Source organism: Mucilaginibacter sp. P4_D1, assembly GCF_056401935.1.
Genome location: NZ_JBFUIJ010000037.1, coordinates 25237 through 46025, shown reverse-complemented (window position 1 = coordinate 46025; position 20789 = coordinate 25237). Strand labels below are relative to the sequence as shown.

Genomic DNA, 20789 nt, shown 5'->3' with positions numbered 1-20789 from the left:
ATCAAAACAAATGAATAACAATGAAAAAGTATTATGTAAACAGGAATGCGCAGAGCAACGGGGACCACGAGGTACACACCGAGACCTGCTCTTTTTTACCCAATGTGCATAACCGGTTGTATTTGGGCAATTTTTCCAATTGTAAAGATGCGGTAGCCGAGGCTAAAAAGACCTATCCAACGGCTGATGGCTGCGCTTACTGTTCACCGGATTGTCATACCCGTTAAGCAACATCAGATGGAATATAAAGTAGTGCCGTTTACGGCTACGTTAGATCAAAAGAAAGAAACAACCGGTGTGGTTGCCGAACAACTGGAAGGACTGATTAAGCGGCATGCGATCCAGGGCTGGGCTTATATCAGGCTCGAAAGTGTTTCGACCTATGTGCAGCCCGATGCAGGCTGTTTCGGGCTGGGGGCGAAACCCGGCCATATGGCCGCTTACCAGATGGTTGTTTTTAGTAAAGCGAAAGATGAAGCGCTTCCTGCTGCTGGCCATTAAGCTCTACTGGACGCTTGTCCCGGCGGGCAGCAGGCGTCGCTGTATTTTCCGGATGAGCTGTTCGCGGTACGTATACGGGGTGGCCGAGCGGGAAGGGTTATGGAAAGGCCTGCTGGCGCTCAGGTTCCGTTTCCGGAATTGCCGGGCTGGTTTTCATGTGTTCGATGACCCGGCGGACGGGCGCAGGCGGCTGATTTTGCCTGGCGGTTTGCTGCTTGGGGAGGAGGAGATCGCGGAGCGGTTTGTTAATCACGTCGACCTGCTGAAAGACACCTAGGATGAAACCGGTTTTGCTGCTGTTGCTTTTGCTGGCCAATGCGCGCTGTGCGGTTCAGACGGTGTACGTCTGTGACAGCAGTAACGCGGTGCGGTACCATTTAAAGGAAAATTGCCGGGGATTGCGCAATTGCTCTTACCGGGTGCTGAAAATTACGCTGGAAGAGGCGAAGCGGGAGGGGAAGACATTATGTAAATGGGAGAAATGATTTGGAAGATCAACTAAGGGCAACGATAATATTAAAATCAGGTACCTGGTAAAGCTTCCAAAAATTAAATAAGATGCCCGCGGGCCGAACCGTCGATAGATACTTTAACCTAAACCTTACACAATATTTTTTACACTAAATATGTGGCAGGGGGCGTAGGCGCTTCCGCTGTCATTTAATAAACTAATTGTCGACTAACTGAAATTCGATATGGGAAACCTTTATAAATTGGCGTTACTATTCACTGCTGCCGCGATGATGTGCTCCTGGACTGGTTGCGTCCCGGACGATACGGACAATGACGGGGTGCCGGATGACGCCGATAGATGCCTGACAATAGCCGGTCCTAAAATAAATAGCGGCTGTCCTGTTATTCCTCAAGTAAAAAAAATTCATTTGTACCTGGATAATTCGGCCAGTATGGAAGGATATTACAAGGATTTAACCGAATATAAAAACATCATTGCTGACCTGGCGGTTAAGATGGACAGGCAGATCAAGCCGGTTGACATTTCATTTATTGCCCACAATACCATAGCCTATAGTAAAAATATTACCGAATTTACTAAAGATTTGGCGACGACGTCAATGGCTGTTCAGAAAAGTTCAGAATTGCAGCGGATGATTAAGGACGTAACGGATCATTGCGGCGATCATGATGTTTCTTTACTGGTATCTGATTGCATCCTGTCTTTCCCGGATGACGATATCAAGGCCAACCCGGAAGTAAATGTCCAAAATGCGTCAAGTACACTCAAAAATAATATTTACACGACGTTTATCGACCTGAAAAAAAGAGGTTTTGCAGCGAGTATCTACGGATTCAGGTCTAAATTTTTTGGCACTTACTATGATTACCAGAACCAAAAGACCAAACTGGTTGGAGCCTTACGTCCCTTTTACATCTGGGTAATCGCAAAACGGCCCATATTGCTGCTCTTTAACGCCGGCCTGGATAGCATCTCCAGTTTTAAGCCTGAGCATGCTTTACACTTTGGACTTCTCAGTCAGCCGGTAACCAATTACACCATTTTGCCTGAAATGGAACGTGTCGGAGATTGGGTAAAAAGTCCTTCGGGCATTAGTGACGTAGAATTACCCAAAGGCCGATCCATTCAGGTAGGGTTGGTCCTGAATCTTGAAAATCTGCCAGCGTATGCAAAAAGTATTAGTTATCTACAGTCTAACCTGGCGGTTAAAGCAGCCAGTTGTAAAGCAGGGTTTATCATTAAACCTAAAGATGCGGTTGATAGGTCCAGGTTAAAGGCAGAAAGCCAGGTAACGGCCTTTGAGAATGCGACTCACGCACTGATACTTACCATCTCAGATATGTCGCTTTCACAGTCAGAGATCCATTTCAACTTGCCTTTAAAGTACGATACCTGGTATAAGGATTGGTCAACCATGAATGATAAAGGCAATCAATTTGAAACCGGAAAAACTTTTGCCCTGGAACATCTGATCAACGGTGTCAAAGAAGCTTACGAAACACCTAACAGTAATTATATTGATTTTTCACTTTTATTAACTAAATAAATGCAAACCTTATTTACAATGCTGTATGAATCTCTCTGCGGCAAGAACCAAAATATTTCGGATTACCGTGAACGCATATATGGAAGCGTAGGTTTACTTACCGTTATGACAGCAATAGCCTTGGGTTTATTGTTTTACCTGGCACTTGGCCGGTGGCGAAATATCTGGCATAAACGCAAGCATTGGGTCATGACGATTCTTTTTGCGGCCACTGCGGGCTTCGGACTGGCGTTTGGCCTCGCTAAAGGAATTATCGGGAGTTCTGATGCTTATTTGATCCAGTTTTCGTTGATCAACGCGGTGCTGCTTTCGGTTTACTTTATCCTGCTGTCGTTCCTGTTCAAAAGGTTTTCCATTTATTCAAAAAGAACCCCATTTTAATTATATGAGAGTATTTATTTTCGGAATTGGGGGTACCGGTTCCCGGGTTCTCCGCTCATTAACCATGTTGCTCGCCAGTGGTGTTAAATTCCAACACCCCGATCTGACGATTGTTCCGATCATCATCGATACCGATGCGCAAAACGGCGATACGGCACGGACACGCGATTTGCTAAGAAGTTACTATACTATCCGTAAAACGTTTGTCGACAAGAACGCATCTGCGAAAAATGATATTTTCTTCAATACCCAGATACGGTCATTTAACCGGCTTGACGCGACGATATCAGATGCGGCGGACCTGGATGTCCAGTTCAATTTTCAGAACCAGGATAATACCTTTGCTAATTTTATCAACTTTAACGGTCTGAGCCAGCTAGACAAAGACCTGGTCGAATTGTTATACAGCGATTCCTTAGATGATCACCCAGAGCTGCATTTGAACCTGAATGTCGGTTTTAAAGGGAACCCTAATATCGGCAGTGTAGTTTTTAACGAGATGAAAGACTCTCCGCAATTCAAAAACCTGGAAAGTAGTTATACGCAAAATGACCGGATATTTATCATCAGTTCCATATTTGGAGGAACGGGGGCATCGGGATTCCCAACCCTGGTTAAGCTGATCCGGGAATCTACATCAAATGTGAACCTGTCCAGAACAAAAATGGGGGCCATAACCGTGATGCCCTATTTCAATGTTGAGGCCGACGATAAAAGTGCCATCAATTCGGCGATCTTCGATACCAAAACAAAAGCTGCACTGGCATTTTACGCAGAGGATGAAAAAATAAAAACGGTCGAAGCCCTGTATTATATCGCCGACCCCAATCAGTCTGGAACTTTGCCAAACGTTGAAGGAGGGGCTGATCAGGTTAACAACGGTCACCTTGTAGAACTGATTGCTGCAACCGCTATCGCCGACTTTATCCAAAAGAAAGATGAAGAGTTAACCGACCCGCAATGCTTCGAATTTGGCGCAGAGAGTGGAGAAAATCCCTTTAGTATCTCAAATTTTAGCAGTGATACCAAGCAACGATACCTTAAGCCACTTACGGCCTTCGCATATGCCGCCAAGATTGCTACGGACTTTATACCTGAATTAAAAAGCGAGACTTTTTACGGTCCGAAAGAACTAAATATTGACGGGATGCTGGATGCACCCTCAGAATACAGGAAAATGATCGGTTTTTTTGAAGAGTTTAAAAATTGGAGCGGCAGAGAAATGAGCAGCAAAGATAACGGGCGTGCATTCAATTCATTTTACTTCAACCAGGAAAAAGACCTTAATCATCTTGTTCATGGCAAACCAATCAAAACGGGGTTGTTCAACTCCGGGTTGACCCAAAAAAGGGTTGGCGGGATATTAACCAGGATGGAGGTCGGTGAACCTAAAGATTTAAGGGTTCCCGAAAAATATATGAATACGCTCTATAAAACCGCGCAGGAATGCCTGCTCGAACTGGGCCAGTTACCATAAACCTAATTTAAAACATATGCCTTATATTTTCAGGTTTCACAAAGGAACCAACAATAATATTTATGATTGGAAGATATCTGACCGGATCAATTCCGGGCATTTGCAAGACATCAACGAGAAAACCAATGTGCTTTCATCGTCCGCCGGGACATCCATCCCAACGCCTTTAGCTCGTCTTTTTTTATTTAAAACGGCATTTGAGATCATGGCCGCGCAGGTCAGGAAAAATACGGTGGAGCCGGATAGCATATATGCCGGCCTGGTTTCCGAGACCATTGACTTGTTGGAGCTGCTATATAAAAATGGGTCGGATGCCAGCAGGTTTCGCTATCAGCGCTGGACCTTCGATAGTAAGGATGAAGCGATCAGCCATTTCGGCGACAGGGTCGGGCATAAACTATTGGCAACCTCGTTTAAGCAGGCAGCCAGCCAGTACCCTTTCAATAAAAAGATTGATCTGACCCTGATCTATTATAAAGAAGGTGGAAAAGAAGTCCTGATTGGCGGGACCTCGCCTTTTACCTTCGTTTTTACATCCCCGAATTTTAAGCGGAAAATGCGCGAGCGGGGTTTTAAGGCCATTAAAGGGCTGGTTTCTGATGATATACTTTTTGATTCGGCATATCTGCAACTCCATGAACGGGACCGCTCATTTATCAAATATTTAGAAATTTTAACCAATACACCCGGAATTGGTGATTCTTTTAAGGGAATAGCAGAATATGTGTCCAATACTTTCAAACGGTATGAAAGGCAGTTTGATGGTACAGCCACTTCTATGACTGACATTAAGTTCGGCGATACCGCGCTGATGGTGGAAAATATCCATCTCCGGCAGGTCAGCGCTGCCGATTTTAAAGAGAAAATCAATGAAAGCAGCGATTTTAAGATGGATTTACCAAAGGACACCCATTACAAAGGAATACTTAAACCCCTGTTCCTTCTCCATAAAATGGGAATGGACGGTCAATATTCGTCGTCATCTAATTTATGGTCGTCTGCCAATGAGATTTCAGAGTTGGAATACCCCGAGAATACAATACTGGAAATCATGAATGACCGGGAATTGCCGGGGTTGTCAGGAATCAAATATCCTTTTTTTTCCTCCTTTGATTTTTTCGAGCCTGCACTCATTAGACTTCCCGGTTACCTTTTAAATGACCAGCGGTTCCTGATCCTCAAAGAAGACCAGGCTTTTATCTATCCGATAAAACCCCTTTTCTTCCATATGTTCCCTATTCACAGGATCAAAGATTACATAACCGTTGAAGAGATCAATAACCAAATTAAATTTACGCTGGCGATACCTGTATTCGGCCCGACAAAAGGCGCCCGGATAATCACCTGCAGCAAGACTTTTACGGATCAGAACACGGTTAGTTATGAAGGAATACTKGGGGTTTTTCCATTCACCAGGGCAAAAGAGGAGGCGCTGTTGTTTATCAATCAATATACCGTAGCCTCTTTTGAAAAGACCAATGCTGTTCATGTCCTGGAATCTGTAAAGTTTTTCCGGAACGACGCGCTTGAACCTATTCCCTGCCCACCCAACCCCAGGGCCAATTACACCGAAATCAACACAAAGACTACCTATTACCAGGTTAACCGGTCGTTTGATATGATACAGCTGAATTTTAAATTAAACAATGTCAAAGTTGGCGGGATTATCCTGCCTAAGTTCCAGGAAGTTCAGAATGGGGAAGCGGAATACATTTACGCCATTGATTTTGGCACATCCAATACCCATGTAGAGTACGGGATGGTTGTCGATAAGCGGGTTAAAAAGGCTTTGCCGTTTTCAATCGAAGAGCAAAAAATGCAAATGTTCCTGTTGAATAAACCAAATCCTGTAGAACCCAATGACGGGGAAAGTTATCTGGATTATGAACGAAGCACGGGCTATAAAATTGACAAAGCCAGGCAGGTTACCCTGCGTGAATTCGTGCCTTTTCAGGTAGGATCGCAAAAAAGTGCCTCCGTTAAATTTCCCTTTCGTACGGCAACCTGCGAAAGCAATAGTTTTATCAATAATGCAAATAATAACAGGCTTTTTATAGACGCGAACATTGGCTTTAACATTGATGAAGACCAAATGACTGACATGGCCGTCTACAAAACGGATCTCAAATGGCTGCTGCAAAAAGCGAGTAATGATCCCTTCCATATCAACAGGGTCTCCTTGTTTGCCAGGGAACTGATGCTGATGATTCGCAGCAAGGTGCTGTTGGAAGATGTACATGGCAACTTGAAAAGACTGAAGATCATTCTCGCCTTTCCGATCAGTATGGGCGAGACCTTGAAAGTCCGGCTCATCGGGATCTTCGAGCAGCAGAGATTGGAAATACTGGGCCCGTCATCTCTGCCACTGGCACAGCCGGTCACTGAGTCGATCGCGCCATATTACGAATTGAAGGCTAAAAATGTCAATATTCAGAATGACAACTTTTGTAATATTGATATTGGGGGTGGGACCACAGATATCGTACTGACCAAAACAGAGGATTCCGGCAACGCTAATCAGCTCCAGTGCTTTTGCTCCTCATTCCGGTTCGCCGGCCGCCAGCTTTGGAGCAGTGGCATCAACGAATACAACAGCAGCGATAACGGGTTTGTTGCCTACTACAAACATTTTTTGCCCCAGGTACAGGTTGAAAATGAGAACTCCAGTAATCTGGCACGGTTGCTCAATGGCAATAGCATTAAAACAGAAGACATTGTAGGTCTGTTGTTCAGCAGTTTCCATTATAAGTTTAAGGATATTTTCGCTGAAAAACCGGCCTTTCGTGTTGTTCCGCTCATTCATTACGCGGCCATCCTTTTTTATATCAGTAAGCTTTCGGAGTGGAAGAATATCGAGCTCCCCCGTACCGTTAGTTTTTCTGGCAAGGGTAGCGAGTATATCAACCTCCTGTTTCCATCGGCCGGAAATAATAATAACAGCGACCTGAAAGGATTTACCCAAAGAATGCTGTCTATCTTTTCCGGTAAGCCCACCCGCGGCGACTTTATTATTGAAAAGAGCGCAGAACCAAAAATGATCACAGCCAGAGGAGCGGTTTATTATGCGGTGGAGGATGTTAAAGACGATGATAGTAATGATTGGGGAAACGAATCTCGCCCGGATCAGCACTCGAATGATAAAAAACTGCTTAAAGAAAATGTGATTTACAAAGGCTTCAAGACACTTGCCTATGAAGATCAGCAGATGAGTTATGCCGAATTGATCGACAGTGATGTGTTCTACCGGGATATCATCAGTAACCACCTTGACTTTTTCAACCTGTTATTTGATGACCGGGGTTTAGTGGACATCATCAATAAAAAGCTGGAGATCACCAATTTCGGCCAGTATAAGCGATTCTTTGTTCCTGCCCACGGCGATATCTTCCTGACCGGGGTACTGAGAGACAGTTTTAAAGCGACCATCAAAGCATTGAACCCGGCTGATAAAGTAGACGATTCTCCCTTCTTTTTCCCATTGAATTACGCCCTGATCGAACTCTCTAAAGAAATAGCCAAAACCGCTCAAATTTAAGATATGAAAAAAGTAGCCTGCGTTTTATTCATCAGTTCTCTACCGCTTCTGGCATTGGCCCATCTCCGGGATAATGAAGGTGACGGAGAAAATCTTAGTCAGAATCTACCCAGCCACGCGACATGGATGATTTATGCCGCGCTGTTGATCAGTGCAATAGCCCTCGGGTTGCAGCTTATTCCCCGCAAATCCTCAAAACCAAGGGACGGCTCTTTAAATTCAGGTGTATTCAGTGATATACAACTGGAATTCACCAGGCTGAGGGCCGATTTAAATAGTCGCATCGGTCGTATAGAGCTGAACAGCCTGGTGGAAAAGGTAAACGTGCTGGAGGAAAAGATAAATCAGCTTGAGCGTCCTGTTCGTGAAATCGAGTGGACCGGTTTTGCAAAGAGCCCTGTTAGCCCCGAAGCTGACGCGTGCGGAAGTTTATCCCAGGAATCTGCGCAGGCGGAGCAAGGTGCCGAAGTATGGTTCGCCAAGCTCGCTGACCTAGAAGACGGCTTCAGCTCAGGTATCCTTTCAACCGTACAAAACGGCGAACAGGTTTACGAGATCCAAACGAACGGGGATACTGCTGTTTATCGAATATCCAGCAACCCCAGTGCACAGAAATATGCCCTGGCGGAGTCAGCTTTTACATTGGGTAAAGCTTGCGACCTGTTGAATCAGCCCTTTAAGGGTTGCTACATCGCCCTGCAAAAAGAGGGCATACTGGTAAACACGTCGGGCAACTGGATCATTCAGCAAAAAGCAAAAATTGAATTTAAGTAAGTGGAAACAACGACCAGGAGTTTATTGATCGATCAGGTTCGTGATCACCTGAAAGGACTACCGGTTAAGGACCGCGCGCGGGAATTCATTTACAATCATTTCCTCGCACAGTGTAACCAATATGAAATTTCAGAAGAAGACTTTTATAAACAAGTTTTAAAACAGGCTTTTAAGGAAGCCGCGCCTGCACCGGAAGAAGACCCGGATCCACCGAACCGGAAAGGAACGTTTGTCAAAATATTCGGCGAAACCCTGCACAGCCTCCAACGGTTAGGCGCGGTGTTGTTTGAAGATGCAGATCGCGCAAAGATTTATTTTGATGATGTAACCTTTCTCAAAGCGCACGTAGACCACCTGGAGGACGCAGACCGGTCGATAGCGTACACCTTGCTTTACCAATCAGAAAGAGACCCGGAAAGCAGGTACCTGAAAGTATGCTACCAGCTCAATCCTGCACTTCCTTACCGGATCGGGGGCGAATTATTCGCCAGCCTCAAAGATTTGTTCGCTGCTGGTTTCAGGAGCAGGCCCCTGATGGACCATATTTACCGGCATTATTGCGAGGGAAAGCTTCATGTATGGCTGGCTGCACGGGAACCCGAAAAATATTTTCCGGTTCCTGAATCTCCGACGGTCCTGTCATTTTTGTCCCTGATCTATGGAATCGACGGTCAGTATCCGTTTTATATCGGCGCAGTTTTATTTCATTCCCCCGCCGAACTGGTTCAAAGGGCGGAGGTGGACCTGTCCTTTTGGAAGAAGCTCATTACCCGGGCTGATAACGGTCAGTTATTTGTCTGGTTCGATGCTTTGGGTCACCCCGAATGGCGCGGTAAGTATCAGAAGGCAGCCGAAAAGCTGGAATTGAATAAAACGGTACTGCAGGACGACCGGGACCTATCGTTGGTTCAAAAACTGCTCCTGATTATAGACCCGGAAACCAGTCGCCCGCTGATCGAATTGAGCGAAATGAAAATTGAGTTGCCGGAACTTCAGGCCGCCCGACCGGTTGAGGTTCCGGTGACGCTCAGGCTGAAAACCAAAGGATTTGTCCGGGTCCGGGTCGACCTGTCTTCGCCGTTTGAAGGCATTTGGCTGGATACTACCGATATTAACCTGTTCGACCTGTCTGATCAGCGTCAGGTGACCGTGACTCTTCACATTGACCCGCAACAAATCACAAAAAATGCAATGTACGAGTCCGATTTGCGGATGGTAACAGATTACGAAACATTGACAATCCCGATATCGCTGAAAGCTGTCTTTCCTTTGCGTACTTATCTTCTTTACCTGGCCAAGTACGCTTTATTTGGCGGGCTTTTCCTGGGGGTACTGCGCTGGCTGATCAGCGCCGGGACTGACCTGCCCGGCGGCCTGCCTCCCCGGATCATCACCGGCGAGGTTGTCCGGTCACTGCCGGATAACTGGCCGGTCTTCTTCTGGGTATTTCTTGTCTTCATAACCGGTTTGATCGGTTCTTATTTTTTAATCAGAAAAACAGAACAATTATGAGCAGGAAGGTCTGGATTATAATGATCGCAGGGATAGCCATCGTGCTGCTGAACAGTCTGCATGTTTTTGGTACAACAGCTTTGGGTAACCTGATCGATTTTGCACTGACGGTCGGTATTATTTATTGGGCCGTGATGTCCATCAAAAGGCTGAATCCATCTTCAAACCGCGTCCTGAGAAAGGTGGTTTTGCCTGAAAAAGTTGCCGAATACCCAACTGCTGACAAAGGGCAGCCTAACGCTTCGGGATTAAGCCAGGTCTGGGTGCTCATCTTTATTTTCTTAATCATCATGTTCTGTTTTGCTTTCCGAATCATGGCGGCGGCGGGCCTAAATTTTTTTGTTTGGGGAGATCATTTGCTCGGCGCTGACCAGGGCCGTTCACCTGTCTTCATGTGGGCGTTGGCCGGCCTGTTTCCGGGAGCCATGATCGGAAGTATCGTGATCTGGCGGAAATACCGTATCAAATTTCAATGGTGCCTGGTTACCATAGCGCCGTTTTTAGTGATGCTGTTTTTTTTACAGGTGCTGAGCGATCCCTTACAAGCCATTGAGCCGAGTCCACTGGCAGCCGCCGTGGATTCTGCACGTGTAAAGGTACCCGAATCTATCCCGGTTATACCGAAACGGCACAGGCACAAAGTCCTCAAAGAAGTTGCGCCGGTGGATACTGCGAAAGAAGCAACCCCTCCTGTCGCGTGTTCAAATCAGCAGGCAAACATCAGTGTCAATGCCCGTACGGACAGTGTGAACGTTTATTACCGTACCGCAGGTCGCCAGGATGGCCCATGGAGTTCGTGGAAATCAAAGTTTATACCACAGCAGGGGCAATTCTCGCTAACCGACGATGGGCCTGTACTGGCTAATGGTATCCAGTATTACTACGAAATTAAATCCGTGATGAGCCGTTCCGCTCAAAACCCCTACACAAGGCAACTTTGTGACGGGCCGTTAGTAATTGATACGTATTGAATAACTGAAAATTACATCTGCCCGGATTTTGACGCGGACCAGTGATATCTCAAATATAAAAAGACTAAAACCAACAGCTTATTCATATGCTTAAATACTTCCTGATCCTGGCCGGCCTGTTCTCTTTTGAATTGGCCCGCGCCCAACCAAACTGGAAATCAAAAGGGCCGCTTTACGAAGACAAATTCATTTCCGTAGAAATTGAATATGCTACAGGAAGTGACCCTTGTACACCTGGGGTGACCCTTTCACAATATAGGTACAAGATCACCCGTCTAAGGGCACCGGGTCGGTTCTATATCAATTGGCGTTTTGATTATTTCAATTGTGATCACCAGTTAAAAACCCATGCCAACAGCCTGCTGATCACCCAAAGCACCCACATAGGGTATTTTACCCCGCCTGACAACCAGTTTCCGGCGCTAAAACTTGTGAATACGGTCAACACTGTGGTTAAATCCGGGAGTTTGCCGGAAGTGACAGCCTATGAGCCTATTTCATCGGTTTCACTGGAACCGAAAGTGATTACCGGAACATTGGCCATCGATAAAGGCGGACAGGCCACACTGGCATTCCTGGGCGGTTACCTGGCTGGCCACACGGCCTGGAAATGGCATGAAGGCGATTGCGAGGGACCCGTGATCGGAACGGGCGACAAAATTACCGTAAAGCCCTTAAAGACGACAACTTATGTGCTGCGGGGGGAGGGGCAATATCCCACACCCTGTATCAAGACAGTCGTCACCGTGTTGAACTTGAGTCAAGCACCCGCTTCGATAAACGGTAAAACCCTGCTTTGTGAAGGTGAAAAAAATATGCCCTTAACCGTTGTTGGTGGCAGACTCGCGGATGATGCCCGGTGGGTCTGGTACAAGGACCATTGTGGCGGTACAGCTATGGGGACAGGCGAAACCCTATGGGTGTCACCTGAAGAAACCACTACCTACTACGTCCGGGCGGAGGGGCCGGGGGGCGAGACCGAATGCCGGCATATTGAGGTTGTACCGGCAACAAAATCTAGGAAACCGGTTTCGATCGATGGGCCGGTAAAAGTTGCCTTCGGGGAAGCCTTTACCCTAACCGTACAGGGAGGCGAACTCTCCCCGGAGGCTAAATGGGTATGGTACGCGGGTGACATTGATCATAAGCGTGAATTATGCAGGGGCATTTCCTGCACCATCCCTGCCGGCATCGCCGACGACACCTATTACGTCAGGGCAGAAGGTGCTTGTTACAACACTGAATTTTTGACCAGGTTAGTACGGGTATCCGATAGCAAAAAGCAGGAAGGCTTTACACCTGAAAATAATGCTTTGGGTAAAAAGCCGCTATCGGTTTTTATCAATGGGGGTGCAGTGACCAATGACCCCAGCCAGCTTAAAGGAATTAAAAATTACGTTGCCACGATTGGCGGGGGCAGGAATATTGGCTGGTTCGTGCGTGGGAAAATCAGCGGCGACCAGTCGAAGGCTGATTATGAAAGTACCGGTATGCAGATTCTGAATTATAACCGCGCCGGCTACTATCAATATAACAACCAGGTGGTCAGTAAACGGACGGGCTACACCGGGGGGATTTACCTTGGAGGAAGATATTGGGCCGTTTATCTCGGGGGCGGTTACGGGACCCGGGAATTGCTTTATGGAATCAACCAGAATACTTATGACCAGACTTTTTCTTCCCAGTCCTCCTGGGTTAAAAATACGACTTATAGTTACTCCGGAGCAGAGACCGAAGGCGGGTTAATACTAAAAACAGGTTTCCTCAACCTAATGGGCGGGGTGAGCAACATAGCGGGAAAATACACGGATTATAATTTAGGGATCGGTTTAAGTTTTTAAAGATGGAAAGAAATATCAGGCGATTATGCAGTGTTTTTTTAATAATAGTTTTTTTCAACGGATGCTCCAAAGATCCGGCACAACCTGGCTATCTCTCCAGCGAGCTGATCCCGGTTACGCAGTCGGTTACTGCAATCGGGCAGACCATCGCAACGGGAGGGGTACAAGTATCCGGGAGCTTCAGCAGCGATGTTATTGAAAAAGGAATTTGCTGGGGAACAAATTATGATCCAACCATTTTCCAGGCCAAAGTTTCCGGTGGGGCTGGTACCGGCTTCGCGTCATTAAGTCTCAGCGGATTGGCTCCCGCAACCACTTATTACGTACGTGCTTACGCAAAAACAGTCAATGAAACCATTTATGGGGAACAGGTACAATTCCGAACCTTGAGCTATCAATTAGCTTCGCTGTCCACCACCAGCGTAACGAATATCTCGCTGACAGCCGCATCCAGCGGAGGCAGTGTGAGTGCACAGGGGGGCGGAAATGTAACTGCCAAAGGCATCTGCTGGGCAACTTACCAGGGGCCAACAATAGTAAACGCCCATACGACCGACGGAAGGGGTTTGGGAAGCTTTACCAGCACCTTAAATGGTCTTTCCCCGGGTACCATGTACTATGTCCGGGCATATGCTACAAACGAGGCGGGTACAGCGTACGGATACCAGTATAGTTTTGTAAGCGCGAGCATTCATCCGGCGACTTTAACATCGGTAACGGTAAGCAGTATTTCCAGAACTTCGGTGATTGTATCCGCCAGCGCCTCTGCAGACGGGGGCGGTACTATTACCAACAGGGGGATATGCTGGAGCACCGCAGCCTACCCGACAATTCCTTACAGCAATTATACACTGAACGGATCCGGCACCGGTACCATGTCAGCATCGTTAAACAATCTGGTATCCGGAGTTACTTATTATATTAGGGCGTATGCTACCAATGCGGCAGGCACAGCCTACGGACCGATGACATCCTTCCGGACTTTATAAAAAGGGAGATTATTTAGCGATAATTCTCCTGTTTTACGGTTTCCCATAATAAAAGGGGATTGCTGCCAGCTAATTTTGATGCCAGCAAAACGGGATAATCTCCGATACATTGTTATAAACTTTGCCGAATAATAAATATGGCTTACCCGCAAGTTACCTGCGATAAGTACACCTTAAATCATTCATGAATAGCACGATGGATTTTAAAGACCAGATATTACAATTAGCCGCACGTGTCGAAAAACTGCTGCCACAGCTGAAAACCGAGGAAGCGACCAAGAACGCGCTCATCATGCCTTTTATACAGGTATTGGGTTATGACGTGTTTAATCCTTTTGAGGTGAACCCGGAGTTTATAGCTGACATCGGCATCAAGAAAGGGGAGAAGGTGGATTACGCCATCATGAAGGAAGGCGAGCCGACCATCCTCGTGGAATGCAAGCACCACCTGGAAAAACTGGACCCGCATAACTCACAGCTCTTCCGGTATTTTCATACGACCAAGGCGAAGTTCGGTTTACTGACCAACGGATTGACCTATCGTTTTTATACCGACCTGGACGAAAAGAACAAGATGGACGGGACGCCTTTCTTCGAGTTCAATATTACGGAGATCAAGGAAACGGAGATCGTGGAGCTGAAGAAGTTTCATAAGTCTTATTTTGACGTAGAGAGCATTACCAATACGGCCAGTGAACTCAAATACCTGAATGAGCTGAAGACTTTGCTGAACCGGGAGATGCTCGCACCCTCTGAGAATTTTATTTCGTTTTTCACCAAGCAGATCTATACCGGTGTGCTGACCGCCAAAGTAAAAGAGCAGTTCGGCCCGATCATTAAGCGCTCATTCGGCCTGCTGATCAGTGACGCCATCAACGAACGGCTGAAGTCCGCGCTCAACCAGGAAAAGCAGCTGGAAGTCGCCGAAGCGGGTAAGCTGGAGGAAGCGACCGTTACAGAACCCGGATCCGGTATCGTAACCACAGAGGAAGAACTGGAGGGCTTTTACATCGTGAAGTCTATGCTTCGCCAACACGTCGATGCCAGGCGTGTTACTTACCGCGATGCCCTCTCTTATTTCGCCATCCTCCTGGACGATAATAACAGGAGGACGATCTGCCGTTTGTACCTCGACGGAACCAGAAAATACCTCGCCGTGCTGGATGAAGCCAAAAAGGAGATCCGGCACGAGATACTGTCCCTGGATGAGATCTACAAACATGGGGAGGCTTTGCTGGGCGTTATCGGCAGGCTGGAGAAGGCGAAGGTGGCCTAGGTTTTTCTAACGATGATTTAGATTCAATTTAATTATGATGGCTTTTCTGATTTTTATTGCAACCGTTTTTTTGATATTGGCTTTTTTAAGCCCCAGGCCAGTCTCTTCTGGTACAGCAGGGAAAGGACCACCGCGTTGTCAACAGTCATTTATGGCGGGATATTGGCAGTTTTTGTTTTTTTCTTATTTCCCGCTACTAAAGAGGCCGCTTTACATTCAAACAGCTTGCCAAATACGACAGCGGACACTGTTATTAAAATAGATTCCGGTACAGCTGCTACTTCGGTAGTCGCCGAAGATCCTGCGAAGACAGAACAAGACTGGCCCAATGATTATACCACCCAGGAATACTGGATCAACCGGGAGCTGGAGGATTATCAATATACGCTGGCGATTCCCGATGGCCCGATAAAAAGGCAGGCGGAGCGGGATTGGCCCTATGACGCAAAAGTTTTGGTATGGTCAGCAGGTTGAGGCAAGGGAAAGGCTGAATAGCCAATAGTGGGCAACATCCGCCTCGAATTAAAGATCGAAACCACGGGAGTTTCAAATCAGCCGTCAGTTGTCTATCGCTTCCGGGTGAACCTTTTTTTTACCGGGATTATTTTTAATAAAATCCCCACGCACTCGCTGCCCGGGGATTTAAACCTAAACCTTATCACAATTACAGGCAGATGCCTGCAATGAAGATCAAATATAGGGGTTCAATGCTTTATTGGCACCGGTTCTGCCGGCCTTATATCGCCCCGAACGACATCGTAACAAATTTTTTACCTTCAGGCCTTAACCAATGCTGAGCGGGGACCGGCAATTATAAGCCGGGGCGCTGCTACCGGCTTCACGGCATATTTTAAAGATAAGGGATAATCACCGCCATGCCGAACAAAATACTTAGCAGCCAGTTAAATTATTATCGGCAGGTCGCCATATCCCGCAGACCATAGGATGGAATCCAGCCAATTTTAACTTTGTTATACCGTTAGCATCCTTGTTTTTTTGGCACCATTTATCAATCGAGCCAGCCATTGATAAAAGTAAAATCGTCTTCATTAGCGACAAGTTTTTAAAGTCATCAGCAAGCCTGATGGATGCTTGCAAAGCCATTCGATGCCACCTCTTTGCGTTTATAAGCCATGGTAACAGACTGCTTCAGCCAACATTATGAGAGATGATTCTTTTTCATAGTTAGCCCTTACAATCCCAATATTGCCGCGGGATCATTAGCCTTAATACGAAACAGATGGTATCCACCTGTTTTATTTCCCCCGATATTTCCAGGTTTTTAACTGCCCAATACGCCGGGGGTACAATGGATACGACTAAATTGAGGTTTGCGTACCAGGGTTTCAGCGCATCATACGGACATCATAAATAGCCGCGGTCTTACTGCCGGGGCTTGCAACAAATCTTACTGCTATGGTATTTGCCYCGGCCGCTGCATTTGCAGGAATCATATATTCTTTAGTTATGAAAGTATCCGGGCCGCTGCCATCAAGTGATACGTGCGTCAGCTTAAGATCATTCAGGTAAATATCAAAATCCCTGCCGCTTTCCTTGCCGTAACAGGTTATGGCGAGCGTTTTTACCTTATCGTTGATGCGCATACGGTAACTGAAGAAATCTGCCGAACTGCGCCAATGTACGTTCCTGAAAACTCCGGTTTCCGATTGCGCTGATATGATTCCATGATCGTTTTCCGGCTGCTGTTCGCCGGGAGATACGGCGTCAATCGTACGGGCTGCGAATTTAACATAGCGCTCATCAAGCAGGGCGAGTTCCTGTTCTTTCTCCTTTATACTGTCCCTTTTAGCTACCGGCCAGTAAAGCATATAGCGCGAATCATGTACTTTATAAAAAGGTACCAGCTTAAGGTTCTTGAAATTGGGTTGGACAATGATATCGCTGATCGTATAGGTCATGGGCCGGGCGCCGTTCACATTCCTGATCATGGTACCCAGGTCTTTACTATTACTCGCCAGCAACGGTGCGGCGGGAAGCGGGTATAACGGTCCTCCTGCGATATGGCCCCAACGGCTGTCGCCAGCGTACAAGCCGGTAAGCCGGGCAGTATCTGTTGGTGCCGCCAGTACTATCGGCCCGTGCAGGAAAGATACCCATGCTGAATTATCCGGAAGATATTCTACATAGGTTCTCATTGGCAGGGAAACCGCAATACGGTCGTGTGACTTCCATGTACGCACCAGGCTTATATAACCTTCGGCGTTCTCCGTGAATGCAACAGATCGCCCGTTGACCGTAACGCTGAAGCCGCCCGGTTTCAGCCATCCCGGTTTTCGTATGTAGATGGCAAATTTACGCTGATCCCTTACCTTAAGTGACAGGACTGTATTTTCAGCCTCCGGAAATCGGGTGCGCTGGGTCACCGTTATTCCGTGTGCTTTCCAGTTTAGTACAGATGGGACAAAAAGGTTAATATAGAGGTCTTCGCCTTTATGGGAATAGATCAGTTCACCATATTTACCGTGGTTCTCCATGCCCGTACCCACGCAACACCAGAAGCTTTGATCGGCTGTAGAATAGACACGGTAATGTTGCGGATGTATAGGTGTGAAATATACAAAGCCGCCGGTTACGGGATGCTGAGATGAAAGGATGTGGTTGTACAGCAGGCGTTCGTAAAAATCGATATAAGTAAGCCGCGTATTATCAAGGAAAAGCATTTTGCTTAGCTTAAGCATATTATTGCTGTTACAGGTTTCCGGCCCCTGTTCCGATTCCAGCATGGTTGCGAAATTGTCAGCCGGGTTGAAGTGCTCGCGTACGCTGTTCCCTCCGATGGATATGGTGCGGTTATTGACCACGGTGTTCCAAAAGAATCTGGCCGCTGATCTGTAGCCCGTATCGTTAGTCAGTTCGGCTATACGCTCAAATCCGATAACTTTGGGTATCTGGGTATTTGCATGGAGGCCACTAAGTTTGTCCTCGTGCCGCTCCAGTGGTAACAACAAGGCCCGGTGTGAAAATTTCTCCGCCAGTGCCAGGTATTTTTTATTGCCGGTAAGGGCATAGGCATCGGCAATAACTTCATTCATGCCGCCATGTTCGGTTCCCAGCATGCGCTGCATCTGGCTGTCGCTCAAACCGGAGACCTCAGCATCAGCCCAATCACATAATTTAATAAAAACATCTTTGGCCTTTTCATTGCCACCCAGTAGGTAGGCATCTCTTAAGCCGGCATATAGTTTATGCAGATTGTACCAGGGGACCCATTTTTTATTAAAATCATCAAAATCACCGGTTTTTAACCGGGTCCACATTGCGTTACCGCCCGGAACACCTCCCACGTAACCGGTTTTATTGTACGCCTGACAACGGGCCAGTTCATCCACCATATAATCCATCCGGTGTTTAAACGTTAAGTTGCCTTCAGCCGCGTAGATCTGTGCAAGGGCGGTTAGGTAATGTCCTGCGGTATGGCCGTCCAAACCAGAGTTTTCCCAATTGCCGTAGTTTTTGTCTTTAGGCTTTAAGCCGGCTTCCCGCAGGAATGGGGCCAGTAGCCTGTCGGGCTTAATTTTGAGCATGTAAGCGATGTCGACCTGTTCGGCCTGTTTAAACAGGCTCTCCGATAACCGTACGTCGTTTAATTTAAACAACTGCATGTTGCTTTGCTGTGCATGGAGAAACGATGCAGGCAACAGTAAGATTACGGAGAGTTTAATGATTTCAATGATATTTCTTCTCATAGGTATACTATCGGTCTGGTTAGCGGAATGCAAAGCAACATGATCTTTTCCAAACAAACCGAGCGTCGTTCGTTGTGCACTTTGGTAAGTGCGTAATTCAGCGTGTAATTAAATCCAAACACATACGAATTTCCTTTATAGTCAATAATCCCGGGATAATTGCCCGAGGATAAAGGATTCCCGTCCATAATCATGCCCTTATAAATCCACGGTCCTGTTGGTTTGTCGCTCATCGCGTACCCGATGCCTTCAGGGCAGCCGGTGGAAGCATAGGCAAGATAGGAGTGCCCGTTCCGCTTATAAAACCAGGGCCCCTCCTGGTAGTTTGCCGGCTTAGAATCAATCTGCACCATATCTCCGGAATAGGAGGTCATATCAGGATTCAGTTTAACGTACCGGCAATTAGGGTTACCCAAGAACAGATAGGCCTGTCCGTCATTGTCAATGTAAACGGTTGGGTCTATACCGTCGATACTTTTTGAAATCAGTGGCTTTGCCAAAGGGTCTTTAAAGGGCCCGTATGGACTGTCCGAAACCAGTACGCCTATTCCCTTTAAATGTATGGGGCAATACATATAGAACTTTCCGTTCCGCTCAATAACCTGCGCCGCCCAGGCTCCATTTTTTTTGGGTGCCCAGCTGAAATTCTGAAGTGAGGCGACGGCACCCCGGTCTGTCCAGTTTACCATATCAGTGGATGTATACAATAGCCAATCCGCCATCTTGAAATTTTTAGCTTCGTCTTCGTCATGCCCTGTATAAAGAAATACGTTATCATAATAAACTAAAGGAGTAGGGGCGGCTGTAAACTTGGTTTGTACGATCGGATTTTGACCCCTGCAAACTATTGCAGAAAGTAAGACCAGCATAACGATAAGGTATTTTGAAAATTTTTGCGCGGTCTTAAATGGAAAACACGCATTGGAATATTGCTGCATAACGGATTGGGCCGTAGCAGGCAGATTTCGGTGAACCGCGACTTTGGGTAAGACCTGCCTGCATGGTTTGTGGGAGAAAGCAGTTTTAACCGGTTTACTGTTCATAACAGGCATGTTAATTTCCATTTCTAAAAATTTCTTCGGCGCAGCGACCCGATGCGTGGTCCCGCGGCTTAAATATAAGGTTTGTTGGGCTGTACGGGCAACGCTCCAGCCGGTCGCACAGCTATGATGCAAGTAAGCGGATATTCGTCAAAGGTAACCTTACGAAAAGACGTGCGGTATCACATTTGTTAAATATCATAACACATTTGTATGCTTCATGGGGTTTTATATCTTTTATCCGGCGTAATAACGCAAAAGAAATGGGAGAGAATGGCATTTTCTTCGCCGTTGCTTGAGCTTCAAAAAAACAATTTATTTACGTTTAAAAGATGCATCATAGTTTCAGGCCCGCATAATAAGATATACTAATATGGGGGATTTAATGCCATATTGACTTTTTTGTTTTTAACCGCGTAAAAAAGTGCTTTTGCGCAAAATAAAGCCGGCCGCGCCCCAAATCCAATTGAAAGGTATTTATCACGGTAAAGCGGTTTCACCATGGGCGCACTACATTGTCGAACGGTCAATGAATGAACGGGTCAATTTAGACCTCATTCCTGATTTATGCCCTCCGCCCCCCGGCAGGAAGCGACTTTTCGTGGTTTAATCACGGATGAGCCTTATGGCAATGGGGGAGCATCGGACGGCCAAAATATGAAGACCATTAAAATTGATACGATGCCGCCGAAAAATTAAAATGGGGGCAATACCCTGATAATGCAGGAAAACGGAAACCGCACTTTCACTTTGATCAAAATGAA

16 protein-coding genes are annotated in these 20789 nt (G+C 46.6%); 14 read left to right on the top strand and 2 right to left on the bottom strand.

The annotated features are described in order from the left end of the window. The first annotated feature begins 20 nt into the window (after positions 1 to 20). From AC1DV1_RS23660 to AC1DV1_RS23595, 14 genes are all read left to right on the top strand, one after another. Positions 21 to 227 (top strand): hypothetical protein, encoded by a 207-nt coding sequence (locus AC1DV1_RS23660; RefSeq protein WP_477364451.1) that lies wholly within the window; start codon positions 21 to 23, stop codon positions 225 to 227. 10 nt (positions 228 to 237) lie between these two features. After that, positions 238 to 501 carry a hypothetical protein gene (locus AC1DV1_RS23655; protein ID WP_477364448.1) on the top strand — a complete coding sequence of 88 codons (264 nt, stop codon included), beginning with the start codon at positions 238 to 240 and terminating at the stop codon, positions 499 to 501. Beyond that, positions 473 to 778, top strand: a complete 306-nt coding sequence (gene yidD / locus AC1DV1_RS23650; protein WP_477364445.1) for a membrane protein insertion efficiency factor YidD — start codon at positions 473 to 475, stop codon at positions 776 to 778. Before AC1DV1_RS23655 ends, yidD begins: the two co-directional genes overlap by 29 nt. Positions 779 to 1196: 418 nt before the next feature. Beyond that, entirely contained in the window at positions 1197 to 2522 is a 1326-nt protein-coding gene (locus tag AC1DV1_RS23645; protein ID WP_477364442.1) for a hypothetical protein, read from the top strand. An 18-nt stretch (positions 2523 to 2540) separates the two neighbouring features. Next, entirely contained in the window at positions 2541 to 2903 is a 363-nt protein-coding gene (locus AC1DV1_RS23640; RefSeq protein WP_477364439.1) for a hypothetical protein, read from the top strand. Positions 2904 to 2907: 4 nt separating this feature from the next. After that, positions 2908 to 4380, top strand: coding sequence for a hypothetical protein (locus tag AC1DV1_RS23635; protein ID WP_477364436.1), 1473 nt, complete (start codon positions 2908 to 2910; stop codon positions 4378 to 4380). 16 nt (positions 4381 to 4396) lie between these two features. Further along, positions 4397 to 7915 (top strand): hypothetical protein, encoded by a 3519-nt coding sequence (locus tag AC1DV1_RS23630; protein WP_477364433.1) that lies wholly within the window; start codon positions 4397 to 4399, stop codon positions 7913 to 7915. Between the two features lie 3 nt (positions 7916 to 7918). After that, positions 7919 to 8689 (top strand): hypothetical protein, encoded by a 771-nt coding sequence (locus AC1DV1_RS23625; protein WP_477364430.1) that lies wholly within the window; start codon positions 7919 to 7921, stop codon positions 8687 to 8689. After that, positions 8690 to 10201, top strand: a complete 1512-nt coding sequence (locus AC1DV1_RS23620; protein WP_477364427.1) for a hypothetical protein — start codon at positions 8690 to 8692, stop codon at positions 10199 to 10201. Then, on the top strand, positions 10198 to 11172 hold the full coding sequence (locus AC1DV1_RS23615; protein ID WP_477364424.1) for a hypothetical protein: 975 nt from the start codon (positions 10198 to 10200) through the stop codon (positions 11170 to 11172). Before AC1DV1_RS23620 ends, AC1DV1_RS23615 begins: the two co-directional genes overlap by 4 nt. Before the next feature lie 86 nt (positions 11173 to 11258). Next, positions 11259 to 13013, top strand: coding sequence for an immunoglobulin domain-containing protein (locus AC1DV1_RS23610; protein ID WP_477364421.1), 1755 nt, complete (start codon positions 11259 to 11261; stop codon positions 13011 to 13013). A gap of 2 nt (positions 13014 to 13015) precedes the next feature. After that, on the top strand, positions 13016 to 14002 hold the full coding sequence (locus AC1DV1_RS23605) for a fibronectin type III domain-containing protein (protein ID WP_477364418.1): 987 nt from the start codon (positions 13016 to 13018) through the stop codon (positions 14000 to 14002). A gap of 196 nt (positions 14003 to 14198) precedes the next feature. After that, positions 14199 to 15278, top strand: a complete 1080-nt coding sequence (locus AC1DV1_RS23600) for a type I restriction endonuclease (protein ID WP_477364415.1) — start codon at positions 14199 to 14201, stop codon at positions 15276 to 15278. 225 nt (positions 15279 to 15503) lie between these two features. After that, a complete protein-coding gene (locus AC1DV1_RS23595; RefSeq protein WP_477364412.1) occupies positions 15504 to 15752 on the top strand; it encodes a hypothetical protein in 249 nt (82 codons plus the stop codon). An 872-nt stretch (positions 15753 to 16624) separates the two neighbouring features. On the opposite strand, the gene AC1DV1_RS23590 is transcribed toward AC1DV1_RS23595, so the two are convergent. Together AC1DV1_RS23590 and AC1DV1_RS23585 are read right to left on the bottom strand one after the other, a co-directional pair. Continuing rightward, entirely contained in the window at positions 16625 to 18985 is a 2361-nt protein-coding gene (locus AC1DV1_RS23590; RefSeq protein ID WP_477364409.1) for a beta-L-arabinofuranosidase domain-containing protein, read from the bottom strand. Then, positions 18982 to 19854: a family 43 glycosylhydrolase gene (locus tag AC1DV1_RS23585; RefSeq protein ID WP_477364406.1), complete on the bottom strand. Its 873-nt coding sequence runs from the start codon at positions 19852 to 19854 to the stop codon at positions 18982 to 18984. The genes AC1DV1_RS23590 and AC1DV1_RS23585 overlap by 4 nt, the downstream gene beginning before the upstream one ends. Positions 19855 to 20789 lie beyond the last annotated feature (935 nt).

Coding starts and splice junctions, on each gene's coding strand:
- AC1DV1_RS23660 (WP_477364451.1), top strand. CDS start 21: ATGAAAAAGTATTATGTAAACAGGAATGCGCAGAGCAACGGGGACCAC.
- AC1DV1_RS23655 (WP_477364448.1), top strand. CDS start 238: ATGGAATATAAAGTAGTGCCGTTTACGGCTACGTTAGATCAAAAGAAA.
- yidD (WP_477364445.1), top strand. CDS start 473: ATGAAGCGCTTCCTGCTGCTGGCCATTAAGCTCTACTGGACGCTTGTC.
- AC1DV1_RS23645 (WP_477364442.1), top strand. CDS start 1,197: ATGGGAAACCTTTATAAATTGGCGTTACTATTCACTGCTGCCGCGATG.
- AC1DV1_RS23640 (WP_477364439.1), top strand. CDS start 2,541: ATGCTGTATGAATCTCTCTGCGGCAAGAACCAAAATATTTCGGATTAC.
- AC1DV1_RS23635 (WP_477364436.1), top strand. CDS start 2,908: ATGAGAGTATTTATTTTCGGAATTGGGGGTACCGGTTCCCGGGTTCTC.
- AC1DV1_RS23625 (WP_477364430.1), top strand. CDS start 7,919: ATGAAAAAAGTAGCCTGCGTTTTATTCATCAGTTCTCTACCGCTTCTG.
- AC1DV1_RS23615 (WP_477364424.1), top strand. CDS start 10,198: ATGAGCAGGAAGGTCTGGATTATAATGATCGCAGGGATAGCCATCGTG.
- AC1DV1_RS23610 (WP_477364421.1), top strand. CDS start 11,259: ATGCTTAAATACTTCCTGATCCTGGCCGGCCTGTTCTCTTTTGAATTG.
- AC1DV1_RS23605 (WP_477364418.1), top strand. CDS start 13,016: ATGGAAAGAAATATCAGGCGATTATGCAGTGTTTTTTTAATAATAGTT.
- AC1DV1_RS23600 (WP_477364415.1), top strand. CDS start 14,199: ATGGATTTTAAAGACCAGATATTACAATTAGCCGCACGTGTCGAAAAA.
- AC1DV1_RS23585 (WP_477364406.1), bottom strand. CDS start 19,854: ATGCTGGTCTTACTTTCTGCAATAGTTTGCAGGGGTCAAAATCCGATC.